Origin of the sequence: Streptomyces sp. NPDC057638, from assembly GCF_042800315.1 — a bacterium.
GTDB lineage: Bacteria > Actinomycetota > Actinomycetes > Streptomycetales > Streptomycetaceae > Streptomyces.
In genome coordinates, this window is the sequence record NZ_JBHVHF010000136.1 from 1 (window position 1) to 20,832 (window position 20,832).

Consider the following 20,832-nt stretch of genomic DNA (forward strand, 5'->3'; position numbering starts at 1 on the left):
GCCCCGGGCGGTGGCTCACGCGTCCGCGTTGTCGACCCAGCTCATGAGCTTGCGCAGCTCCTTGCCGGTGGTCTCCAGCAGGTGGTCGCTGTCGGCCTTCTTGTACTCGGCGTACTTCTTCAGACCGCCGTGGTACTCGTCCATCCAGTTGCGGGCGAAGGTGCCGTCCTGGATCTCGGCGAGGACCTTCTTCATCTCCGCCTTGGTCTGGTCGGTGATGATGCGGGGGCCGGTGACGTAGTCGCCCCACTCGGCGGTCTCGGAGACCGACCAGCGCATCTTCTCCAGGCCGCCCTCGTACATCAGGTCGACGATGAGCTTCAGCTCGTGCAGGCACTCGAAGTAGGCGATCTCCGGCTGGTAGCCGGCCTCGACCAGGGTCTCGAAGCCCGCCTTGACCAGCGCGGAGGCACCGCCGCACAGCACGGCCTGCTCACCGAAGAGGTCGGTCTCGGTCTCCTCGGTGAAGGTCGTCTTGATGACGCCCGCGCGGGTGCCGCCGATGCCCTTGGCGTACGAGAGGGCCAGCTCGAAGCCCTTGCCGGTGGCGTCCTGCTCGACCGCGGCGATACACGGAACGCCACGGCCCTCCTCGTACTGACGGCGCACCAGGTGACCGGGGCCCTTGGGCGCGACCATGGCGACGTCGACACCGGCCGGGGGCTTGATGAAGCCGAAGCGGATGTTGAAGCCGTGGCCGAAGAAGAGGGCGTCGCCGTCCTTCAGGTGCGGGGCGATGGACTCCTCGTAGACCTGGCCCTGGATCGGGTCCGGCACCAGGATCATGATGACGTCGGCCTCGGCGGCGGCCTCGGCGGGGGTGACGACGCGCAGGCCCTGCTCCTCGGCCTTCGCCTTGGACTTGGAGCCCTCGTGCAGACCGACGCGGACGTCGACGCCCGAGTCACGCAGCGACAGCGCGTGGGCGTGCCCCTGGCTGCCGTAGCCGATGACCGCGACCTTGCGGTTCTGGATGATGGACAGGTCGGCGTCGGCGTCGTAGAACAGCTCGGCCACTGGGATATCTCCTTGGTGTACTGGTGTGCGTCCCACCGTAGTGCGGGGCTGGACGCGGTCGGTGTCGGGTCTCGCCATCCGGGCGGGGCGGCGCGGAGGGCGGGGCTCGGGAAGGGCGGGGTGCCCGGGCGCCGGGGGTGGCGGCGCGCCGGGCCGGGCGCGGGGGTGCTCAGGCGCTGCGGTCGAGGGCCCGCAGGGAGCGGTCGGTGATGGAACGGGCGCCTCGCCCTATGGCGATCGTGCCGGACTGGACCAGTTCCTTGATGCCGAAGGGCTCCAGCATCCTCAGCATGGCCTCCAGCTTGTCGCTGGAGCCGGTGGCCTCGATGGTGACGGCCTCCGGCGAGACGTCCACGGTCTTGGCGCGGAAGAGCTGGACGATCTCCACGATCTGGGAGCGGGTCTCGTTGTCGGCCCGGACCTTCACGAGGACGAGTTCGCGCTGAACCGCGGAGCCCGGCTCCAGCTCGACGATCTTGAGCACGTTGACCAGCTTGTTGAGCTGTTTGGTGACCTGCTCAAGCGGCAGGGACTCGACACTGACCACGATGGTGATGCGGGAGATGTCGGGGTGCTCGGTGACGCCGACCGCGAGGGAGTCGATGTTGAAGCCACGGCGGGAGAACAGGGCGGCGATCCGGGCCAGGATGCCGGGCGTGTTCTCGACCAGAACGGAGAGCGTGTGCTTGGACATGGGGTGGGTCTCTCGTCTCTGCGGTTCGGTCAGTCGTCTTCGTTGTCGCCGAAGTCGGGGCGGACCCCGCGCGCGGCCATGACCTCGTCGTTGGAGGTGCCCGCCGCCACCATCGGCCAGACCATCGCGTCCTCGTGGACGATGAAGTCGATCACGACCGGCCGGTCGTTGATGGCGTTGGCCTCCTCGATGACCTTGTCCAGCTCCTCGGGGGACTCACAGCGCAGCGCGTGGCACCCCATGGCCTCGGAGAGCTTGACGAAGTCCGGGACCCGGGTCCCGGCGCTCGGCTCCTTGCCCGTCGCGTCGGGGCCGGAGTGGAGCACGGTGTTGGAGTAACGCTGGTTGTAGAAGAGGGTCTGCCACTGGCGGACCATCCCCAGCGCGCCGTTGTTGATGATCGCGACCTTGATCGGGATGTTGTTCAGGGCGCAGGTGGTCAGTTCCTGGTTGGTCATCTGGAAGCAGCCGTCACCGTCGATGGCCCAGACGGTACGGTCGGGCGCGCCCGCCTTGGCCCCCATGGCGGCGGGCACCGCGTACCCCATCGTCCCGGCGCCACCGCTGTTGAGCCAGCTCGCGGGCTTCTCGTACTCGATGAAGTGGGCGGCCCACATCTGGTGCTGGCCGACCCCGGCCGCGTAGATGGTGTTCTCGGGGGCGAGCTGGCCGATCCGCTGGATGACCTGCTGGGGCGAGAGGGTGCCGTTCTCGGGCTGGTCGTAGCCGAGCGGGTAGGTGTCCCGCCAGCGGCTCAGGTCCTTCCACCACTGTCCGTAGTCACCGACGTGCCCGTCGTTGTGCTCGGCCTGGACCGCCTGGACCAGGTCGGCGAGGACCTCGCGGGCGTCCCCGACGATCGGGACGTCGGCGGCGCGGTTCTTGCCGATCTCGGCCGGGTCGATATCGGCGTGGACGATCTTGGCGTACGGGGCGAAGCTGTCCAGCTTGCCGGTGACGCGGTCATCGAAGCGGGCACCGAGGGCGACGATCAGATCGGCCTTCTGGAGCGCGGTGACGGCGGTGACCGAACCGTGCATCCCGGGCATCCCGACATGGAGCGGATGGCTGTCGGGGAAGGAGCCCAGCGCCATCAGGGTGGTGGTGACCGGGGCGCCGGTCAGCTCGGCCAGCACCTTCAGCTCGGCGGTGGCCCGCGCCTTGCCGACGCCACCGCCGACATAGAGGACCGGGCGCTTGGCCTGGACGATCAGCTTGGCGGCCTCGCGGATCTGCTTGGCGTGCGGCTTGGTGACCGGGCGGTAGCCGGGCAGCTCGTGCGAGGGCGGCCAGCTGAAGGTGGTCCGCGCCTGGAGGGCGTCCTTGGCGATGTCGACCAGGACGGGACCGGGGCGGCCGGTGGCGGCGATGTGGAACGCCTGCGCGATGGTCCGCGGGATGTCCTCGGCCTTGGTGACCAGGAAGTTGTGCTTGGTGATCGGCATCGTGATGCCGACGATGTCCGCCTCCTGGAAGGCGTCCGTACCGATCGCCTTGGAGGCGACCTGGCCGGTGATCGCGACGATCGGCACCGAGTCCATGTGCGCGTCGGCGATCGGGGTGACCAGATTGGTGGCGCCGGGTCCCGAGGTGGCCATACAGACGCCGACCTTGCCGGTGGCCTGCGCGTATCCCGTCGCCGCGTGACCGGCGCCCTGCTCATGGCGGACCAGGACGTGCCGGACCCGGGTGGAGTCCATCATCGGGTCGTACGCCGGGAGGATGGCACCGCCGGGGATGCCGAACACGGTGTCGGCGCCCACTTCCTCAAGAGAGCGGATGAGGGACTGCGCGCCCGTGACGTGCTCGACGGGGGAGGTCTGGTGTCCGCCGTTACGGGCCCGCGGCTGCGGATGGTGGGCCCCGGTGGCCTGCTCGGTCATCGGCATTCTCTTCTCGAAGCTGAGGGTGGTGCGACGGTGGCGAAGCTGAGGGTTTTGCGAGGTTTCTTACGCGGGGGCACGGGTGCCGGTGCAACAAAAAACCCCTCGTGCCGGGAGGCAAGCGAGGGGAGCGCGTCGGGGAGGGTCTGCGGGGAGGACGTGGGTCCGTCCCCGCTCAGCCGACGCGCTTTCCAAGTACGAGAATTCGGGTGCGCATGGCATTGACCCTCCCCCTGACGCACGGTGACTGTCAAGCGGGTGGGACACGCGTCTCACTATTTGAACCGACGTGGACGCCCAGCGGACCTCCGGTGAGCACCGGCAGGGCGCCCCCTCCGGGCACCGGGAGATCGTCCCGGACCAGGGCCCGGCGCAGCCGGTACTCGTCCAGGGCGCCGGAGAAGGCGCCACCCTGGCCCTGGGCGCAGCCCATCGCCCGCAGGGCGATCACCTGCTCCGGGGTGTCCAGGCCGTCGGCCACCGTCTCCAGACCGAGGTCGCCCGCGATCCTCAGCAGCCCGCTGGTGATCTTGTGCAGCCGGGCGGACTCGACCACTCCCTCCACCAGGCCCCGGTCCAGCTTGAGCATGTCCACCGGGAGCCGCCGCAGCGCCTTGATGGTGGCGTGGCCCCCGCCGAACCCGAGGGTGATCCGCGCCCCGAGCCTGCGCAGCGCCACCAGCTTCTGCTCCAGCTCGTCGAAGGGGATCCGGGCGTCGCACTCGGCCAGCTCGATCACCAGCGCCCCGGAGGGCAGCTTGTGCCGGGTCAGCAGCGCCTCCACCGCGCCGAGCGGCAGCGACCGGTCCAGCAGGCGGCGGGCGGACAGCCGCACCGAGACCGGGACGCAGTGGCCGAGCCTGCCGCGCTCGGCGGCCTGGGCGACCGCCTCCTCCAGCAGCCAGCGGCCGAGCTCCGCGGCCCGGTCGGGGTGGTCGCGGTCATCGCCGACCCGCAGATACTCGGCCGGGGTGAAGAGGATCCCCTGCGCCGAGCGCCAGCGGGCCTGGGCGCTGACCGCCTCGATCCGGCCCGTGGTCAGGGAGACGACCGGCTGGTGCAGCAGGACGAACTCCCCCTCGTGCAGCGCGCTGCGCAGCCGGGCGGCCAGCTCGCCGCGGCGCACCACCTCGGCCTGCATCTGCGGAACGTACAGCTCCACCCGGTCCTTGCCGCCCGCCTTGGCCCGGTACATGGCCAGATCGGCGTTGCGCATCAGATCGGTGGGGGTGATCCCGGGCTCGGCGAAGGCCACCCCGATGGAGGCGGCGACCCGGACGTCCTGGCCGTCGATCCGGTAGGGCTGGGAGAGGGTCAGCCGCAGCCGCTCGGCGATCTCGGTGACCTGGCTCTCCCGGTCCACCGGGTCCCGGGTGCCGTCGCCCAGGATGAGGGCGGCGAACTCGTCACCGCCGAGCCGCGCGGCGGTGTCCCCGATCCGTACCGAGTCCGCCAGCCGGTGGGCCGCCTGGATCAGCAGCTGGTCGCCCGCCTGGTGGCCGAGCCGGTCATTGACGCCCTTGAAGCCGTCCAGGTCGATGAAGAGCACCGCCGTGCCCGGGTCCCCGGCCCGCCGCCCGGTGAGCGCCTGGCGCACCCGCGCGGTGAACAGGGCCCGGTTGGGCAGATCCGTGAGCGGGTCGTGCTCGGCACTGTGCTGGAGCTGGGCCTGGAGCCGGACCCGTTCGGTGACGTCCCGGCTGTTGAAGATCAGTCCGCCCTGGTGGCGGTTGACGGTGGACTCGACGTTGAGCCAGTCGCCCCGGCCGGACTTGAAGCGGCACTCGATCCGGGTGGTGGGCTCCTCCGACGGCGACGCGGCCAGGAATCTGCGCACCTCGTGCACGACCCGGCCCAGATCGTCCGGGTGGATCAGGGAGGAGAGCTCGGAGCCGACCAGCTCGTCCGCGTCCCGCCCGTAGACCCCGCTGGCGGCGGGGCTGACATAGCGCAGCACCCCGCTGGGCGCGGCGATCATGATCACATCGCTGGAGCCCTGGACCAGGGAGCGGAAGTGGTTCTCCTTCTGGGCCAGTTCATGGGTGAGGGCGATGTTGTCGACGAGCATGATGCCCTGCCGTACCACCAGGGCGAGCACCACCGTACAGCCGGTGAGGACGACGACGCGGTCGACCGTGCGCCCCTCCACCACGTTGTAGAGGATCCCCAGGGTGCAGACGGCGGCGGCGAGGTACGGGGTGAGGGCGGCCAGGGAACCGGCCGCGGGACGGACGGGACGGGAGGGGCGCTGCGGACGGCTGGTCTCCGGGGAGCGGCGGGCGCCCCACGGCGCGTAGGCCAGCAGCAGCGAGCCCGCGAACCAGCCCGCGTCGAGCAGCTGTCCCGAGCGGTAGCTCTCCCGCAGCAGCGGCGAGGTGAACAGCGCGTCGCACAGCACGGTCAGCGCGAGGGCGGCGATGGCGGTGTTGATCGCCGAGCGGTTGGCGGCCGAGCGCCGGAAGTGCAGCGCGAGCACCATGCTCACCAGCACGATGTCCAGCAGCGGGTAGGCCAGCGCCAGCGCGGCCGGGGCCACCGACTCGCCCTGGACCCGGGTGGTGTGGGCCAGCGCCAGACTCCACGACAGGGTCAGCAGCGAGCCGCCGATCAGCCAGCCGTCCAGCCCGAGGCAGACCCATCCGGCCCGGCTGACCGGGCGCTTGGCGAGCACCAGCAGCCCGACGATGGCGGGCGGCGCGAAGCAGAGGAAGAAGATGTCCGCGAGGGAGAGACCGGGCACCTCGCGGTCGAGCACCACCTCGTACCAGCCCCATACGGCGTTCCCGGCGGAGGCCATCAGCGAGGAGAGGGCGAAGAGGAGCCAGGCGGGCCGCAGTCGGCGGGGCGCCCTACGCGAGTAGAGGAAACAGGAGACGGCGGCGACCAGGGCACCGGCGGCGAGGCCGAAGTCGCCCATGATCAGCGCCAGCTCGCGGGAGCCCCAGCCCAGGGCGGCCCCCACGGCGTATCCGGCGCAGACGAGGCCGAGGAGGAGCTGGCAGATCAGTCCCGCACCGGAGGGGACCGACTGTCGGGCCAGCAGCGCCCCCGGGGCGCTCACCGGGCCACTCCCTCGCTCGCGGCACTCCTCGGAGCGCGGGAGAGTCGTCGTCGGCGTCCCCGCCGTGTCGGATCTTTGGTCCATTGGCCGTGCATCGCCCGTCGCCCCCCTCGAGGTCTGATCGGCAGTCAGGTCGCTCATGTGCGCACCGCGCCATGCCCGGTGCAGCCCCCAGGTCCGGACGATACACCAGGTTCGTCACTCAGGGACATAGCCCCTCTACTCTCCGTGACCACCCTTCGCGGTGTCTGCACACGGAGCGATCGACCGACTTCGCAGCGTTCCCGCTTGTGACGGAGTGCGGGCCCGGTGCGGGGTGGTATACGGCCGGAGCGGGGCGCGCGTACGGGACGCGCGCCCCGGAGGACGGTGGGGCGACCGGGGCGCGTGGGCCGGAGCGCTACGGGGTGGTGTGAACGACGTTGCGCGGCGTCCGCCCGGCCACGAAGCGCGTGATCTGGTCGGCGATCAGCCGTTTGGCGCGCGGCATGAACGCCGACGTGGAGCCGCCGACATGCGGACTGATCAGCACACCGGGGGCGTGCCAGAGCGGATGACCGGGCGGCAGCGGCTCGGGGTCGGTCACATCGAGGGCGGCGGTGAGCCGTCGGCTCTGCGTCTCCCGCAGCAGCGCCGCCGTGTCGACGACCGGACCCCGGGCGACGTTCACGAGCAGTGCGCCGTCCTTCATCCGGGCCAGGAACCCCTCGTCCACCAGGCCCCTCGTGTCCTCCGTCAACGGGGTGGACACGACCACCACATCGGCGTCCGGAAGCAGGGCGGGCAGTTCGGGGAGTGCGTGGACCGGGCCGCGCGCCGTCGTGCGGGCGGAGCGCGCGACGCGCGTCACCCGCGCGCACTCAAAGGGTGCGAGCCGGTCCTCGATGGCCGCGCCGATCGATCCGTACCCCACGATGAGTACCGACTTGTCGGCCAGCGCGGGATAGAAACCCGCGCGCCACTCCTCGCGCTCCTGTCCCCGGACGAACCCGGGGATGTCCCGGAGCGAGGCGAGCACGAGCGCGATCGTCAGCTCGGCCGTGGAGGCCTCGTGGACCCCCCGGGCATTGCAGAGGCGTACGCCGGAGTGCAGGGTTCCGAGGCCCGGCTGGACATGGTCGATGCCTGCGGAGAGTGTTTGCACGACCCGTACGGAGCGCATCTCGGGCAGCGGACGGCACGCGACGGCGGCGGGCTTCATATAGGGGACCACGTACAGCACGCAGTCGGCGGGATCGGCCGGGAAGTCGGGGCCGCCGTCCCAGAAGCGGTAGCGCGGACCCGTGGCGGCCTCCGACGGCAGTCCGTCGATCTCGTCCGCCGGGATGGGGAGCCATATGTCCGAGGTCATGGCCCCGAGGCTAACGGAGGTGCGCGGGGGACCCACAGGGCACGAGGGCCCGGCGAGCCGGAGGGCGTCCATTGGTTAGTTTGGGGGCCGGCTGAAGGAGGGGTTCGGGCAGTTGGAGCGCAGGACTATTGGTGCGTCGGCGCTGCGGGTGGGGGCGGTCGGACTGGGCTGTATGCCGATGAGCTGGGCGTACACGGCCTCGCAACGGCGTGGGGAACAGTCGCTGCGCACCGTGCACGCCGCCCTGGACGCGGGCGCCTCCCTCGTGGACACCGCGGACATGTACGGCCCCTTCATCAATGAGCTGCTGGTGGGCCGCGCACTGCGGGAGCGGCGCCAGGACGCCTTCGTCTCGACCAAGGTCGGGCTGCTCGTCGGCGACGGGCACGTGGTCGCCAACGGGCGGCCCTCCTATGTGCGGCGGGCCTGTGACGCCTCGCTGCGGCGGCTCCAGACGGAGGTGATCGACCTCTACCAGCTGCACCGGGCCGATCCCGAGGTGCCGGTGGAGGAGACCTGGGGCGCGATGGCGGAGCTGGTGGGGGCGGGGAAGGTCCGGGCGCTGGGGATGACGGCGATGGACGTGGGCGTGGCGGGGGGACGGGGTGCGGGCGGGGCGCGGGGCGCGGCGGGGGGACGCGGTTCGGCGGGGGCGGGAGGTTCCGCGAGGGCGGGGACGGGAGGTTCCGCGAGGGCGGGGACGGGGGGGTCGGCGCGGCTGGGGGCGGGGATGCGCGGAGCCTGGCGCTCCGGCGCTCATCTGTACGAGGGAACGATCCGCCAGCTCGACCGGATCCAGCAGGTCTTCCCCGTGAGCGCCGTCCAGGCGGAACTGTCGGTCTGGTCGCCCGAGGCGCTGGAGCGGCTGCTGCCGTGGTGCGCGGCGCGGGGCGTGGGGTTCCTGGCGGCGATGCCCCTGGGGAACGGTTTCCTCACCGGGACCCTCACCCCCGGCCAGGGCTTCGAACCGGACGACCCCCGCGCCTACCACCCCCGGTTCACGGCCGAGATGATGGCGGCCAACCAGCCGCTCGTCGCCGGGTTGCGCCGGATCGCCGCCCGCCACGGCCCGGAGGTCACCCCCGCCCAGATCGCCCTCGCCTGGGTACTGGGCCAAGGGCCCCATGTCGTGGCCGTCCCCGGCGCCAAGCGCGTCGAGTGGGCCACCGAGAACGCCGCCGCCGCGGGACTGGTCCTCACCCCCGGCGACCGCGACGAGATCGCCCGGCTCCCGGCGGCCCGGGGGTCATGGGACTGAGACGGGGGACGGTCCCGCCCGGGTCCGGCCCGGGAGACGGCGCGCGGGGAGTCCGGCTGAACCGCTGGGGCCCGTACCGCCTCTGAGAGGGTAGGGACCGTACGTACGGGAACGGGCGTACGGATACGGGAAGTCCGCCGGGTGGTTCGGATGTGGTGGGCGTGGTGCTGAGGGGTGAGGGGGCCACGGGGCGGGCGGGATACGGCCGTGTGCCGGGCCCCGGGGTGGAGGAAGAAACGATGAAGCACGGCCGCACCAACCGCCCGGCCGTGCGGAGCGACACGACAGACCGGGCGGCCGTCGAGAGGATCGGAACTGTGCAACGCCCTGGTGTGACGGCCGTCCTGGCCGCCGTCCTGGCCCTGTTCGCCACCGGGTGCTCGTCCGACGGCGGGGGCTCCGGCGACGAGTGGGCGCTGAAACCGACTCCCTCCTCCGGCGACGCCAGCCCCGGCGCCTCGGCGTCGGGCGGTGCGGCAGACCCCCCACCGACCGCGACGCCCGTGACGCCTCCGGACAAGGGATCGGTGACCGTGGTCTCCACCCTCACCGAGGGGCTCCGCTCGCCCTGGGGTGCTGTCGCGCTCCCCAACGGTGATCTCCTGGTGTCCTCCCGCGACGACGGCACGATCACCCGGGTCGGCGGGCCCGGCGGGACGAGGACCGAGGTGGGTTCCGTACCGGGCGTCGCGCATGGCGGCGAGGGCGGGCTGCTCGGGCTGGCGCTCTCCCCCGGATTCGCCACCGACCGCCAGCTCTTCGCCTATCTCACCACCGAGTCCGACAACCGGATCGTGATGATGCGCTTCGACGAGCGCAAGCCCGCCGGGAAACAGCTCGGAGCCCCGGACACCGTGGTCAGGGACATCCCCAAGGGCTCGACCCACAACGGCGGACGGATCGCCTTCGGCCCCGACGGCATGCTCTACGCGGGCACCGGCGAGGCCGGGCAGCGGGAGCTCTCCCAGGACCGTGACTCCCTCGGCGGCAAGATCCTGCGGATGACACCGGACGGCCGTCCCGCGTCCGGGAACCCGGTCCCCGGCTCGCTGGTGTACTCGATGGGCCACCGCAATGTGCAGGGGCTGGCCTGGGACTCCGGCAAACGGCTCTGGGCCGCGGAGTTCGGCCAGAACACCTGGGACGAGCTGAACCTCATCACCCCGGGCGGGAACTACGGCTGGCCGAAGGCCGAGGGCAGAAGCGGTCAGCCCGGTCTGATCGACCCGGTCGAGCAGTGGCGCACCTCGGAGGCGTCGCCCAGCGGTATCGCCTATGCGAGCGGCTCGATCTGGATGGCCGGGCTGCGCGGGGAGCGGCTGTGGCGCATCCCCCTCGCGGGCGCGGAACCTTCCGCGGAGCCCCAGGCGTTCCTCCAGGAGAAGCACGGTCGGCTGCGGACGGTCCTCGCGGTGGACGGCTCCCGGCTCTGGCTCGTGACCAGCGAGACGGACGGCAGGGGGAGCCCCGGCCCCGGGGACGACAAGATCCTCCAGCTGGAGGTGAGGTAGGGGGTGTACCGCGCGTGTTCAACGCGATCCAGGAGCTCTTCGCGCCGGGGAGCAAGCACACACAGGACGAGCGCCACCGCATAGCGCTGACCCGTACGGACGTCGGGGACGCCGATCCGCACCGGGGCCCGATCGACCTGGCCTCGGGCAAGGTCGTCATCCGCCGTGACGACCTCCCCGAGGCCGGTGGCGAGGCCAGTCCCGAGGGCGGCGGCGAGGGCGATGCCGCGCGCGGTCCCGGGGCCGACGCCACGGCCGGTCCCGGGAACGCGCCCGGGACCGGGGAAGCCCGCCCGGGCGGCCCGGCCTAGGTGTGTCCGCACAGGAGCGCCGTCCGCCCGGAGGGAGGGGCTGCGGCGTCCGGTGCTGGGGGTACTCCCCCAGGCTCCGCCCGGGAGGTGCCCCCACCGGGCCGAAGGCCCAGGGGGAGGTCGCAAGGCGGTGGGGGTGCCCCCGGCGAGGCCAGGGGGCGGTTTCCCTCGTACTGGACGTACGCGGGAAAGCCCGACAACGCTGGGGTACTCCCCCAGGCCGCCGGGGGCAGGGGTGGGGCACTGCACTCCCCCAGGCTCCCGCCCGGGGGCACCCCCACCCGGGCCGCAGGGCCCAGGGATGGGGGCACCTCCCGGGCCGCAGGGCCCAGGGGGAGCGTGCCGGGCGTTGCGGGCCAGGCGGGACTTCGCGGACACGGCCTAGCCCGGAGGCACAGCCGGTGTCGGTGGCGGTGTCGGTGTCGGTGGCGGGAAGAGCCGGAGCCGGTGGGCGAGTGCGGCGGCCTCGCCGCGTCCGGAGACGCCCAGCTTGGCCAGGATGTTGGAGACGTGCACGCTCGCCGTCTTGGGTGAGATGTAGAGCGCCTCGGCTATCTGGCGGTTGCTGCGGCCCTCGGTGACCAGGCGCAGTACGTCCTCCTCCCGTGGCGTCAGTCCCAGGCCCCGCCCGGGCTGCTCCGGCGTCACCGCGGCGGCGGGGGACGCCACCGGATCCGGTGCCTCGTCGAGGGAGAGCCGGGCGCGCTGGGCCAGCAGCGCCACATCCTCGGCCAGGGGCCGGGCGCCCAGCAGCCGCGCGCTCTCGGCCGCCTCCCGCAGCAGTACGGCGGCGCGCTCCCGGCCGGTGGGCAGCAGGGCCTCGGCCCACTGGCGGTGGACCTGAGCCCGCTCCAGGGGGAAGCCGACCGCTTCGAAGGCCAGGGCCGTCTCCGCCCACTGCTCGGGCGTGTCCTCACCGTCGGCGCGGCGCAGTTCGGTGTCGACCCAGGTCGCGTAGGCACGCCAGACCGGGGCGCGGGTGACCAGCGAGCGCATGGAGGCACGGATCAGGTCGAGCGCGGCGGCCCGGCCGGGCTGGGCGGCGGGCAGCCCCCGGGTGTCGGCCTCCAGGGTGGCGGCGAGCCGCACCAGCGGCCAGGCGTACCGCTGGTTCCAGAACGCGAAGCCGTCGCCCACCACGCGGGCGAACTCCGCCCGGCCCTCCAGCGGACGCCCGCGCGCCATCGCGACCCCTATCGCGATCATGGCTATCGGCAGGTCGTTCTGCGGCATCGGGTCATGCCCGAAGTGGGCCCGGGCGACCGCCAGCCGCTCGACCGCCCCGGCGATGTCGCCGCGCGCCAGCAGAACGATCGCGAGCTGGATCGCCGCGTATCCCAGGGGCTTGGGCACGGTGCCGAGGGCGAGGGCGCGCTCGGCGGCGCGCACGGCCCCGTCCCAGTCCCCGAGGCTGTAGGAGGATTCGGCGAGATTGCCCAGCATCCAGGTCTCGGAGTCCCGCAGACCGTAGTGGCGCGCGAGCGCGAGCCCCTCGATGAGGAGGTCGGCGGCCTCACGGGAGCGGCCCGCGCTCTCCAGGGCGGCGGGGACGTTCACATGGCAGCTGCCGATGAGCGAGGGCAGGCCAAGGGCGGTGACCCGCCGGCGCACGCTCTGCATCTCGGCGAGTCCGGCGTCGGTGTCACCGGAGTCGAAGAGCAGTCCGCCGAGGACGAGCCGGGCGCGCAGCCCGATCTCCTCCTCGTTCACCATCCGGGCGTACTCCACCGCGCGCTGGGCCGTCTCCAGGCTCTCGGGGCCCGGCTGATGGAGCCGGGTCCAGCTCGCGGCCTCGGCGAGCACCTCCGCGTGGACGGCGGACGGCGGCAGTCCGCGCACCAGCTCCTGGGCCTCCGTCAGTTCGGCCCAGCCGTCACCCCGGCCGAGCCCGGAGACCAGCCGTGAGCGCTCCACACAGAACCAGGCGGCGCGCAGCGGGTCGCCCTCGCCGACCGCGAGCCGCTGGCCCCGCTTGGCGATCTTCAGGGCCCGCTCCCGCTGGCCGCTGAGCCGCCCGGCGACGGTGGCCTCGGCCATCAGGTCGAGGAAGCGCAGCGGGGTGGTCTCCGGGTCGCAGCCGCAGGCCGGATACGCCTCGGCGTAGTCCAGCGGGCGCAGTTCGGCGCGGACCTCGTCCGGCACGCTCTCCCACAGCTCCATCGCCCGTTCCAGCAGCCGCAGCTGCTCGGCGTAGGCATGCCGGAGCCGGGCGGCGACGGAGGCCCGCAGCACGGCGGGCAGCGCCTTGGCCGGGGCGTTGGCGTGGTACCAGTAGCTGGCGAGCCGGGTGGGCCGCTCGTCCTCCCGGACCAGGGCGGGATCGGCCTCCAGCGCCTCGGCGAACCGCCGGTTGAGCCGGGAACGCTCGCCCGGGAGCAGATCGTCGCCGACGGCCTCGCGGGTCAGCGAGTGCCGGAAGCGGTACCCGTCGCCGTCGGTGGTGGCCAGCAGGATGTTCTCCCCGACGGCGGCCCGCAGTGCCTCGATGAGGTCGTCCTCGGGCAGCTGGACCACCGCCAGCAGCAGTCCGTACTCCACCGTGGAGCCGCCCTCGGCGACGATCCGGGCGACCCGCTGGGCGTCCTCGGGCAGCTTCTCGATCCGCACCAGCAGGAGATCGCGCAGGGAGTCGGAGAGACCGCAGCGGCTGTCGCTGCCGTCGGCGATGGAGCGGTTCAGCTCCTCCACGAAGAACGCGTTGCCGTCGGAGCGGGTGAAGACATGGTCCACCAGGGCGGATTCGGGTTCATGGCCCAGGATCCCGGCGAGCTGGCGCCGGACCTCGGCATGGGTGAAGCGGGCCAGCTCGATGCGCTGGACGGTCCGCATCCGGTCCAGCTCGGCCAGGAAGGGGCGCAGCGGGTGGCGGCGGTGCACATCGTCGGAGCGGTAGGTGGCGATGACCAGCAGCCGCCCGCGGCGCAGGGTACGGAAGAGATAGGCGAGCAGATGGCGGGTGGAGGCGTCCGCCCAGTGCATGTCCTCCAGCACCAGGACCACCGTGCGCCCGGCGGCGAGGCGCTCCAGCAGACGCGCGGTCAGCTCGAAGAGACGGGCCATGTCCTCGTCGTCATGGCGGCTCTGCTCGGCGCGGGGCCGCTCCCCCAGCTCGGGCAGGAGCCGGGCGAGCTCCTCCTCCTGACCCGCCGCGGCGGCCGCCAGCTCTCCGGGAAGCTGGCGGTGCAGGGCGCGCAGGGCACTGGAGAAGGGGGCGAAGGGCAGCCCGTCGGCGCCGATCTCGACACAGCCGCCGGGCGCGACGACGGCGCCACGGCGCCATGCCTCGGCGATCAGCTCCTCGACCAGCCGGGTCTTGCCGACCCCGGCCTCACCGCCGACGAGCAGTGTCTGCGGCTCGCCCCGGCCGTCGGGATGGTCGGCGCGGCCGAGCGCGTCGGTGAGCTCCGACAGCTCGCCGACGCGGCCGACGAAGACGGGGCTGACGGTCCTGTTCTCCACGGTGCCGAGCATCGCACACAGGTCTGACACCGGGCCGAACCCCCTTTCCTGGCCGGCGGCTCGGGGCGGCCCGCCCGTTGCGGGCCCGCCCGGCCCAGTGGGCACGGGGCTCCACCCTCCGGTGGGCCCGCGCACCCTCGTGGGCATGGGGTCCCACCCGTTGTGGGCACGGGGGTGGGCAACCGCATGCCGCACGGGAGGGCCCGCAACGAAGGGGGTCCTCCCGGCCGAACTTGGGGGAAGGGTGGGCACACGGGGACCCCCTTGCCGGTCAGGCGTTCCCGTCGCCCGGCCCCGCACCCGGCCTCCCCGGCAGGGGACCCGCACCCCCGCGCACGGGACTCCGCTGGGAGCCGCACCCCGCGTCCGTACCCCGTGGCTGCGCCTGGGTGTGGAGGCCTGCCTGGCAGGAGGCGGGACGCGAGGGCCCGGTACCCGGGTGGTGGGCTGGTGCCCCCCGTTCCGCCGCGCGGAACAGCGTGCCCACAAGCGGTGGGAACCCGTGCCCCGGCACAGGTGGCGGGGCGGGTCCGCACCGGGCGGGGTTGAGTCAGGCGGGGCTGGTGCGCCAGCTGGGGTCGCGGCGTTTACGTGGGCGGGGGTTGGCGTCCTGGCTCGGATGGACCTCGCCGTTCCGGGCGGCGAGGGCGGCGCGGGCCAGGCGGTGGGCGTCGGCCTGGCGGTGGAGTTCGGCGCGGTGGGCCGCCGCGAGCGAGTACACGTCCATGGTGGGGCTCCCTTTGTCGAGGGTGGATCCGGCGGCCGTTCCGCCGTGGTTCCACCCTCGTCTCCCAGGGGGCCTCAGCACATCGGGAGGGTTCCGCATCCTGGCGGCCGCGCCCTCCTTACGCGGCCCGGTTCCTCCGTACGCCCCTCCTCAGATCCGTGCTCGGGAGACTCAGAGGGGGCGCGGGGCCGGGACCGGGGTGTGGACGTACGGGGTGGTGGTGCCGAGTCGGACGAAGCCGAGGGCGCCGAGGATGGGGCGGCTCGGCGCGGAGGCGTCGACCTGGAGGAAGCGCACACCGCGCGCCACCGCCAGCGCGGCCCGGTGCGCGACAAGCGCGCGGTAGACGCCGCGGCCGCGCCACTCGGGAACGGTGCCGCCGCCCCACAGCCCCGCGAAGTCGGTGCCCGGGGTGAACTCGATCCGGGCGGAGCTGATGGCCTCGTCTCCGGCGAGCGCGACCAGGAGGACCAGGTCCCCGTCGTCGAGCCCCGCCAGCAGGGTCGCGCGGAGCCCGGACGGCACCGTACCGAAGGCGCGTTCCTTGGCCCGGAGCATCAGGTCGACGCCGATGGCGTCGGTGACCCGTTCGACGCGGACCCCGGGCACGGGAGCGGGCCCGGGGGTGAGGGCGCGCGCCTCGGCGACCATCAGGGTCTCCTCGGGTCCGGGCACGAAGCCCGCGGCCTGGAGGCGCTCACCGAGGTCGGCGGGCCGGTCGTGGTCGTAGAGCTTCCACTCGACCTCCTCGCCACGACCGGTGGAGTACGCGATCTGGGCGGCGATGGCACCGTCCGCCGTGGTGGTGTCCAGATCGGACCAGACCACGGTGGTCCAGCCGGGGCCGGACTGGCGTACCACCGTGTCATCGCGGTCCACGGTGACTCCGGGGCGCGGCGGGCCGCTGCCCCGGCGGAGCTGGTGGTCGAAGAGCGCGCGGGTGCGGTCGAGGTCCATCCGGCCAGTGGAGCACCGCCCCGGCGGCCCCACCAGTTCTTTTACGGTGCGGGAGCCGTTTCCCTCAGCGGCGGCCGTACGGGGTCGACCGGCCACCAGGAGACGCGCCCGTCGCGCGTCACCAGGGAGACGCGTTCACGGGAGACGCGTTCAGTGGCCGACGGGCCTGCGGCGCCACTCGGTGGCGAGGGTCGACCAGACCTCCAGGTCATGGCGGGTGCCCCGGAAGGAGTACGCCTGGCGCATGACGCCGTCGCGGGTCATGCCGAGACGCTCGGCGACCTTGATGCTGGCGCTGTTGCCGGAGGAGACGACCCACTCGACGCGGTGGATGCCGCGCCGTTCGACGGCCCAGTCGATCAGCAGGGTGATGGCCTGGGTGACGAGCCCCCGCCCGACGGCGGCGGGTTCGAGCCAGCAGCCGACCTCGCAGACGCCCTGGGCGGCGTCGAAGGTGCGGAAGAGCACCCCGCCGACCAGGGTCCCCTCCAGCCAGATGCCGTAGATCCGGCCCGCGTCGGCGGCCTGCTTGTCGGCGTAGGACTGGAGGAAGGCACGGGCCTGGTCGAGGTCGGTGTTGGCGTCCGCGAGACCGATGTACTCGCCGATGTACTCCCGCCCCCGGTCCATGTGGGCGAGGAACTCCTCCGCGTTCCAGGGCTCCAGTGGTCTCAGTTCCGCCGTCTCACCGGCGAGCGATCGGCTCAGGGGTATCGCGAACATCGTGCTCTCGCTGTTCTCCTCGGGTGTGCCCGGGGGTACTCGGGGGGTGTCGGGTCGTGCGGGGTCTCGGGTCGTGCGGGGTGCCGGGTCGTGCGGGGTGTCGTGCGGCTCACCGTGGCGGCCGGGCCGGTCGCGGGACGAGCCGGTACGGAAGGCGCCGTGCGCGGGACACGCCGGTCACGGGACGAGCTGGTCGCTCTCGCGGGCGGGCCGCTCGGAGATCTTCGCATGCGCGTTCCGTCCGCGCGGCTCGACGCTGATCCTCGGCAGCCACCGGTCCAGCCATCGGGGAAGCCACCAGTTGGCGCCGCCGAGCAGGTGCATCAGCGCCGGGACCAGCAGCGTACGCAGGACGAAGGCGTCGAGCGCCACGGCGGCGGCGAGCGCGACGCCGAACATCGCGATCACCCGGTCGCCGCTGAGGACGAAGGCCAGGAAGACCGACACCATGATCACGGCGGCCGAGTTGATCACCCGGCTGGTCTCGGCGAGCCCGACCCGTACGGCGCGGCGGTTGTCGCCGGTGGCCAGCCACTCCTCGTACATCCGGCTCATCAGGAAGACCTGGTAGTCCATGGAGAGTCCGAAGAGGACCGACACCATGATGACGGGGAGAAACGGTTCGATGGGGCCCGCGCGCCCCAGGCCCAGCAGCTCGCTGCCCCAGCCCCACTGGAAGATCGCGACGACGACGCCGAAGGACGACGCGACGGCGGCCACGTTCATCACGGCGGCCTTGAGCGGGATCACGAGGGAGCGGAAGGCCAGCAGCAGAAGCAGACAGCCGAGCGCGACGACGACACCGACGAAGAGCGGCAGTTTGCCGACGATGACGTCGGCGAAATCGTCGTAGCCCGCCGTCACCCCGCCGACATGGACCTTCGGCGCGTCGCCCTGGGTCGCGGCGGGCAGCAGCTCGCTCCTGAGGCGGTCGACCAGGTCACTGGTGGCGCGTGACTGGGGAGCCGACGTCGGGACGACCGTGACCAGGGCGGTGTCCCCGGCCGCGTTGTAGGTGACGGGGCTGACCGAGGCGATGCCGCGTTCGCCGGTGAGCGCGCCCGGGAGCGCCTCCATGGCGCGCCGGTCGCCCGCGCCGTCGATCCGCGCCACCAGGGTCAGCGGTCCGTTGACGCCCGGCCCGAAGCCGCCTCCCGCGCCCGGCGCGCGGTCTCCGTACGCCAGCAGGTCATACGCCTTGCGGGTGGTCGAGGAGGCCGGGTTGTTGCCCTGGTCCGAGGTGCCGAGGTGGAGCGAGAGCATGGGGAGCGCGAGCACCACCATCACGGCCGTGGCCACCACCCCCAGCAGCCGGGGGTGTCGCTCCACGAACGCGGCCCAGCGCACGGCGAACCCGGTCGGCGTCTCCGGCCGGGGTCCTTCCGTACTCAGGACGCGCCGTTCGCGCGCGCTGAGGGCGCGCGGACCGATGTACGACAGGAGCGCGGGCAACAGGGTGACGGAGGCGGCCACCGTGAGAAGCACCGTCACGGAGGCGGCGACGGCCACCCCGGTCAGGAAGCCCAGCCGCAGGACGAGCATCCCCAGGAGCGCGATGCAGACGGTGGCGCCCGCGAAGACGACGGCCCGGCCGGTGGTGGCGACGGCCTCCCGCGCCGCGTCGGCCACCGGCAGTCCCGCGCGCAGCCCCTTGCGGTGCCGCGTCACGATGAACAGCGCGTAGTCGATGCCCACCCCGAGGCCGATCAGCATCCCGAGCATGGGGGCGAAGTCGGCGACCGTCATCACATGGCCGAGGAGCGCGATGCCCCCGTAGGCGGTGCCGACGGAGACCAGGGCGGTGGCGATGGGCAGCAGGCTGGCGGCGAGCGAGCCGAAGGCGAGGAAGAGCACCACGGCGGCGACCGTGACCCCGACGGCCTCGGCGAGATACCCCTGCGGGACCACGGTGCGGCCGACGGCGGTGCCGCCGAGCTCCACCTGGACGGTGTCGGTCGCGGCCTGTCTCGCGGTGGAGACGACCTTCTCGATCCGCGCCTGGGGGATCTCCTCGGCGCGCTCCTCGAAGGTGACGGTGGCGTAGGCGGTGTGGCCGTCCGGGCTGACGCGTCCGGCGCCCCCGGGGTCGTAGGGGCTGGTCACGGAGGCCACCGACGGCAGCCGCGCGACCTCGTCCAGCATCCGCTCCATCCGTTCGCGGACCTCGGGGGCGCGCACGCTCCCGTGCGCGCTGTGCCAGACGACGCTGTCGCTCTCACCGTCGAGTTCGGGGAAGCCCTCGGTCAGCAGCACGGCCGCCCGGCCGGACTCGGTGGCGGGCACCTCGTAGTCGGTGGAGTAACGGGTTCCGGTGGCGAGGGCGGCGACCGAGACCCCGGCGCAGGTCATGACCCAGAGGAGAACCGTGATGAGTCGGTGCGTAACGCACCACCGGGCGATGGCTGCCAACGGACGTGCTCCCTGGGTGGTTCATAGATCTTTGATCGGAAACAGCCCGAAAAGAACTCTTGACCTGTATGGGAACACTCTCGCAGTCAATCGTACCGATGTGACCGTTTCCCTCTCTTTCGTGGGCTTCCTCACAGCCGGGTGACGGCGCCCGCCCACGGTCGTTCCATGATCATGTGACGGTCATCCGCCGCCGTACGGCGGCCCACCGTCCGGCACCCGGGAGCCCCTCACCGGGGGCTTTCGGCCATCACGCGACCGTGAACACACCACCCCGCCGCGAACAGGCCCTCGGCCGCGGGGCGTTGTCGGTGGCGGCTGGCACGATGGAGCCATGGAGACGAGGGGGATCCACCAGACCGCCCTGACCGCGGGCGAGGCCGCCGCGCTCGCCCTGGCCCTGCACACGACTCCCGAGGCGTACGCCGGACGTGACCCCGTGCCGGTGCTCGCCTACGACCCCGGCGCCTCGCTGAGACAGCGGCGCGAGTCCTTCCGCGCGGTGTACGAGGCGGTGGTGACCGGCCTGGGGGCGCCCACGCTCTACGGCGGCTCGGCGAACGGCCCCGACATACGGTGGCGCGACGCCGATCATCTGGTGCTGCTCGCCGGGGGCAGACACCACGTCCAGCTCTCCGTCCACGACACACGGACACGGGAGGCCGAGGAGATGCGCACGTTCGAGTGGGGCGGCGCCTGGTCCGCCGAGGAACCGCACGACTTCGATCTGCTGCCCTATGTCTGGCAGCTCGACCGCTCCGGCCCCGGGGAGCCCCCCGCCGAGCGCACCCAGGGACGGATGGCGTCCTCACTCGACCACTTCGAGAGCGCGCTCGGACTGCTGCTCACGGCCTGGGTCGAGCAGCTCCCCGTGCAGGTCGGAGCGGACTGGGCCGGGTTCTCCCTGACCAGTTCGGCCGACCGGGGCCGCCGGGTGCAGCTCTCGTACGCGCTGGCCGACGGCCTCCATGTGTCTGTCGACGACCGGGACGGCGAGGACACCGAGGAGCGGGCCCACCTGATGCGCTCACGCGGCTGGCACTCCCGGGACCGGGGCTGGTGGCAGGCCGAGTATCCCGAGCCCGAGCGGGCCGAGACGGCGGAGGCGGCCCGGCTGGCCCTGGCCGAGCTGAGAGCCCGGGGCACCACGGCCCCCAAGGAGCTGAGGGCCCGCGACGTGAGCTGCAAGGACCGGGGGGAACTCCTCCTGCCGGGCCTGGGGATACGCCACTGAACGGCTCGGAACGCGAACCCCGGGCCGTGGGGGGCGCGCCGCCAGGGAGGCACGCCACCGAGGAAGGACGCCATCAGGGAGCGACGCCACCAGGCTCCGTCGAGCCCTCGGGCGTCGCCGTGCCGTACGGCCGCGCCCGTCCGCCGTACGGCACGGGGTAACCGACCGGCGGGGAGCGTCATGTCAGCGGGACACCGCCGACATGACGAGGAGGCCGGGACACGACCGGGGCGGTCC

14 protein-coding genes are annotated in these 20,832 nt (G+C 72.8%); 4 read left to right on the forward strand and 10 right to left on the reverse strand.

All coding sequences use genetic code 11. The features are described 5' to 3' along the window. Positions 1-15 precede the first annotated feature (15 nt). The 5 genes from ilvC to ACFVIM_RS19290 all read right to left on the reverse strand — a co-directional run bounded on the left by ilvC (position 16) and on the right by ACFVIM_RS19290 (position 8,006). On the reverse strand, positions 16-1,017 hold the full coding sequence (ilvC, locus tag ACFVIM_RS19270; RefSeq protein ID WP_384302698.1) for a ketol-acid reductoisomerase: 1,002 nt from the start codon (positions 1,015-1,017) through the stop codon (positions 16-18). A gap of 169 nt (positions 1,018-1,186) precedes the next feature. Continuing rightward, a complete protein-coding gene (gene ilvN / locus ACFVIM_RS19275) occupies positions 1,187-1,711 on the reverse strand; it encodes an acetolactate synthase small subunit (protein ID WP_384302700.1) in 525 nt (174 codons plus the stop codon). Between the two features lie 29 nt (positions 1,712-1,740). Beyond that, on the reverse strand, positions 1,741-3,600 hold the full coding sequence (locus tag ACFVIM_RS19280) for an acetolactate synthase large subunit (RefSeq protein ID WP_384302702.1): 1,860 nt from the start codon (positions 3,598-3,600) through the stop codon (positions 1,741-1,743). A gap of 244 nt (positions 3,601-3,844) precedes the next feature. Further along, positions 3,845-6,655, reverse strand: coding sequence for a putative bifunctional diguanylate cyclase/phosphodiesterase (locus ACFVIM_RS19285; RefSeq protein ID WP_384302704.1), 2,811 nt, complete (start codon positions 6,653-6,655; stop codon positions 3,845-3,847). Between the two features lie 400 nt (positions 6,656-7,055). Beyond that, a complete protein-coding gene (locus tag ACFVIM_RS19290; protein WP_384302706.1) occupies positions 7,056-8,006 on the reverse strand; it encodes a 2-hydroxyacid dehydrogenase in 951 nt (316 codons plus the stop codon). Between the two features lie 112 nt (positions 8,007-8,118). Between ACFVIM_RS19290 and ACFVIM_RS19295 the strand changes: the two genes are divergently transcribed. The 3 genes from ACFVIM_RS19295 (at position 8,119) to ACFVIM_RS19305 (ending at position 11,086) form a co-directional block, all read left to right on the forward strand. After that, on the forward strand, positions 8,119-9,264 hold the full coding sequence (locus tag ACFVIM_RS19295; protein ID WP_384302708.1) for an aldo/keto reductase: 1,146 nt from the start codon (positions 8,119-8,121) through the stop codon (positions 9,262-9,264). A 332-nt stretch (positions 9,265-9,596) separates the two neighbouring features. Next, on the forward strand, positions 9,597-10,775 hold the full coding sequence (locus tag ACFVIM_RS19300; protein WP_384302722.1) for a PQQ-dependent sugar dehydrogenase: 1,179 nt from the start codon (positions 9,597-9,599) through the stop codon (positions 10,773-10,775). 14 nt (positions 10,776-10,789) lie between these two features. Beyond that, positions 10,790-11,086: a DUF6191 domain-containing protein gene (locus tag ACFVIM_RS19305; RefSeq protein WP_384302710.1), complete on the forward strand. Its 297-nt coding sequence runs from the start codon at positions 10,790-10,792 to the stop codon at positions 11,084-11,086. 381 nt (positions 11,087-11,467) lie between these two features. On the opposite strand, the gene ACFVIM_RS19310 is transcribed toward ACFVIM_RS19305, so the two are convergent. The 5 genes from ACFVIM_RS19310 to ACFVIM_RS19330 all read right to left on the reverse strand — a co-directional run bounded on the left by ACFVIM_RS19310 (position 11,468) and on the right by ACFVIM_RS19330 (position 19,361). Further along, positions 11,468-14,557 carry an AAA family ATPase gene (locus tag ACFVIM_RS19310; RefSeq protein ID WP_384302724.1) on the reverse strand — a complete coding sequence of 1,030 codons (3,090 nt, stop codon included), beginning with the start codon at positions 14,555-14,557 and terminating at the stop codon, positions 11,468-11,470. Positions 14,558-15,095: 538 nt separating this feature from the next. Continuing rightward, on the reverse strand, positions 15,096-15,272 hold the full coding sequence (locus tag ACFVIM_RS19315) for a hypothetical protein (RefSeq protein WP_384302712.1): 177 nt from the start codon (positions 15,270-15,272) through the stop codon (positions 15,096-15,098). A gap of 171 nt (positions 15,273-15,443) precedes the next feature. Next, positions 15,444-16,229, reverse strand: a complete 786-nt coding sequence (locus ACFVIM_RS19320) for a GNAT family N-acetyltransferase (RefSeq protein ID WP_384302714.1) — start codon at positions 16,227-16,229, stop codon at positions 15,444-15,446. 150 nt (positions 16,230-16,379) lie between these two features. After that, a complete protein-coding gene (locus tag ACFVIM_RS19325) occupies positions 16,380-16,952 on the reverse strand; it encodes a GNAT family N-acetyltransferase (protein WP_384302716.1) in 573 nt (190 codons plus the stop codon). Between the two features lie 177 nt (positions 16,953-17,129). Next, a complete protein-coding gene (locus ACFVIM_RS19330) occupies positions 17,130-19,361 on the reverse strand; it encodes an MMPL family transporter (RefSeq protein WP_384302718.1) in 2,232 nt (743 codons plus the stop codon). A 334-nt stretch (positions 19,362-19,695) separates the two neighbouring features. Between ACFVIM_RS19330 and ACFVIM_RS19335 the strand changes: the two genes are divergently transcribed. Then, complete coding sequence (locus ACFVIM_RS19335) at positions 19,696-20,595, forward strand: hypothetical protein (protein ID WP_384302720.1); 900 nt, start codon at positions 19,696-19,698, stop codon at positions 20,593-20,595. Positions 20,596-20,832: the final 237 nt, after the last annotated feature.

What these genes read in the sequence shown, in the direction of transcription:
- ilvN (WP_384302700.1), bottom strand. Translation starts at nt 1,711, where the DNA reads ATGTCCAAGCACACGCTCTCCGTTCTGGTCGAGAACACGCCCGGCATC.
- ACFVIM_RS19280 (WP_384302702.1), bottom strand. Translation starts at nt 3,600, where the DNA reads ATGCCGATGACCGAGCAGGCCACCGGGGCCCACCATCCGCAGCCGCGG.
- ACFVIM_RS19290 (WP_384302706.1), bottom strand. Translation starts at nt 8,006, where the DNA reads ATGACCTCGGACATATGGCTCCCCATCCCGGCGGACGAGATCGACGGA.
- ACFVIM_RS19310 (WP_384302724.1), bottom strand. Translation starts at nt 14,557, where the DNA reads ATGCTCGGCACCGTGGAGAACAGGACCGTCAGCCCCGTCTTCGTCGGC.
- ACFVIM_RS19315 (WP_384302712.1), bottom strand. Translation starts at nt 15,272, where the DNA reads ATGGACGTGTACTCGCTCGCGGCGGCCCACCGCGCCGAACTCCACCGC.
- ACFVIM_RS19320 (WP_384302714.1), bottom strand. Translation starts at nt 16,229, where the DNA reads ATGGACCTCGACCGCACCCGCGCGCTCTTCGACCACCAGCTCCGCCGG.
- ACFVIM_RS19325 (WP_384302716.1), bottom strand. Translation starts at nt 16,952, where the DNA reads ATGTTCGCGATACCCCTGAGCCGATCGCTCGCCGGTGAGACGGCGGAA.
- ACFVIM_RS19335 (WP_384302720.1), top strand. Translation starts at nt 19,696, where the DNA reads ATGGAGACGAGGGGGATCCACCAGACCGCCCTGACCGCGGGCGAGGCC.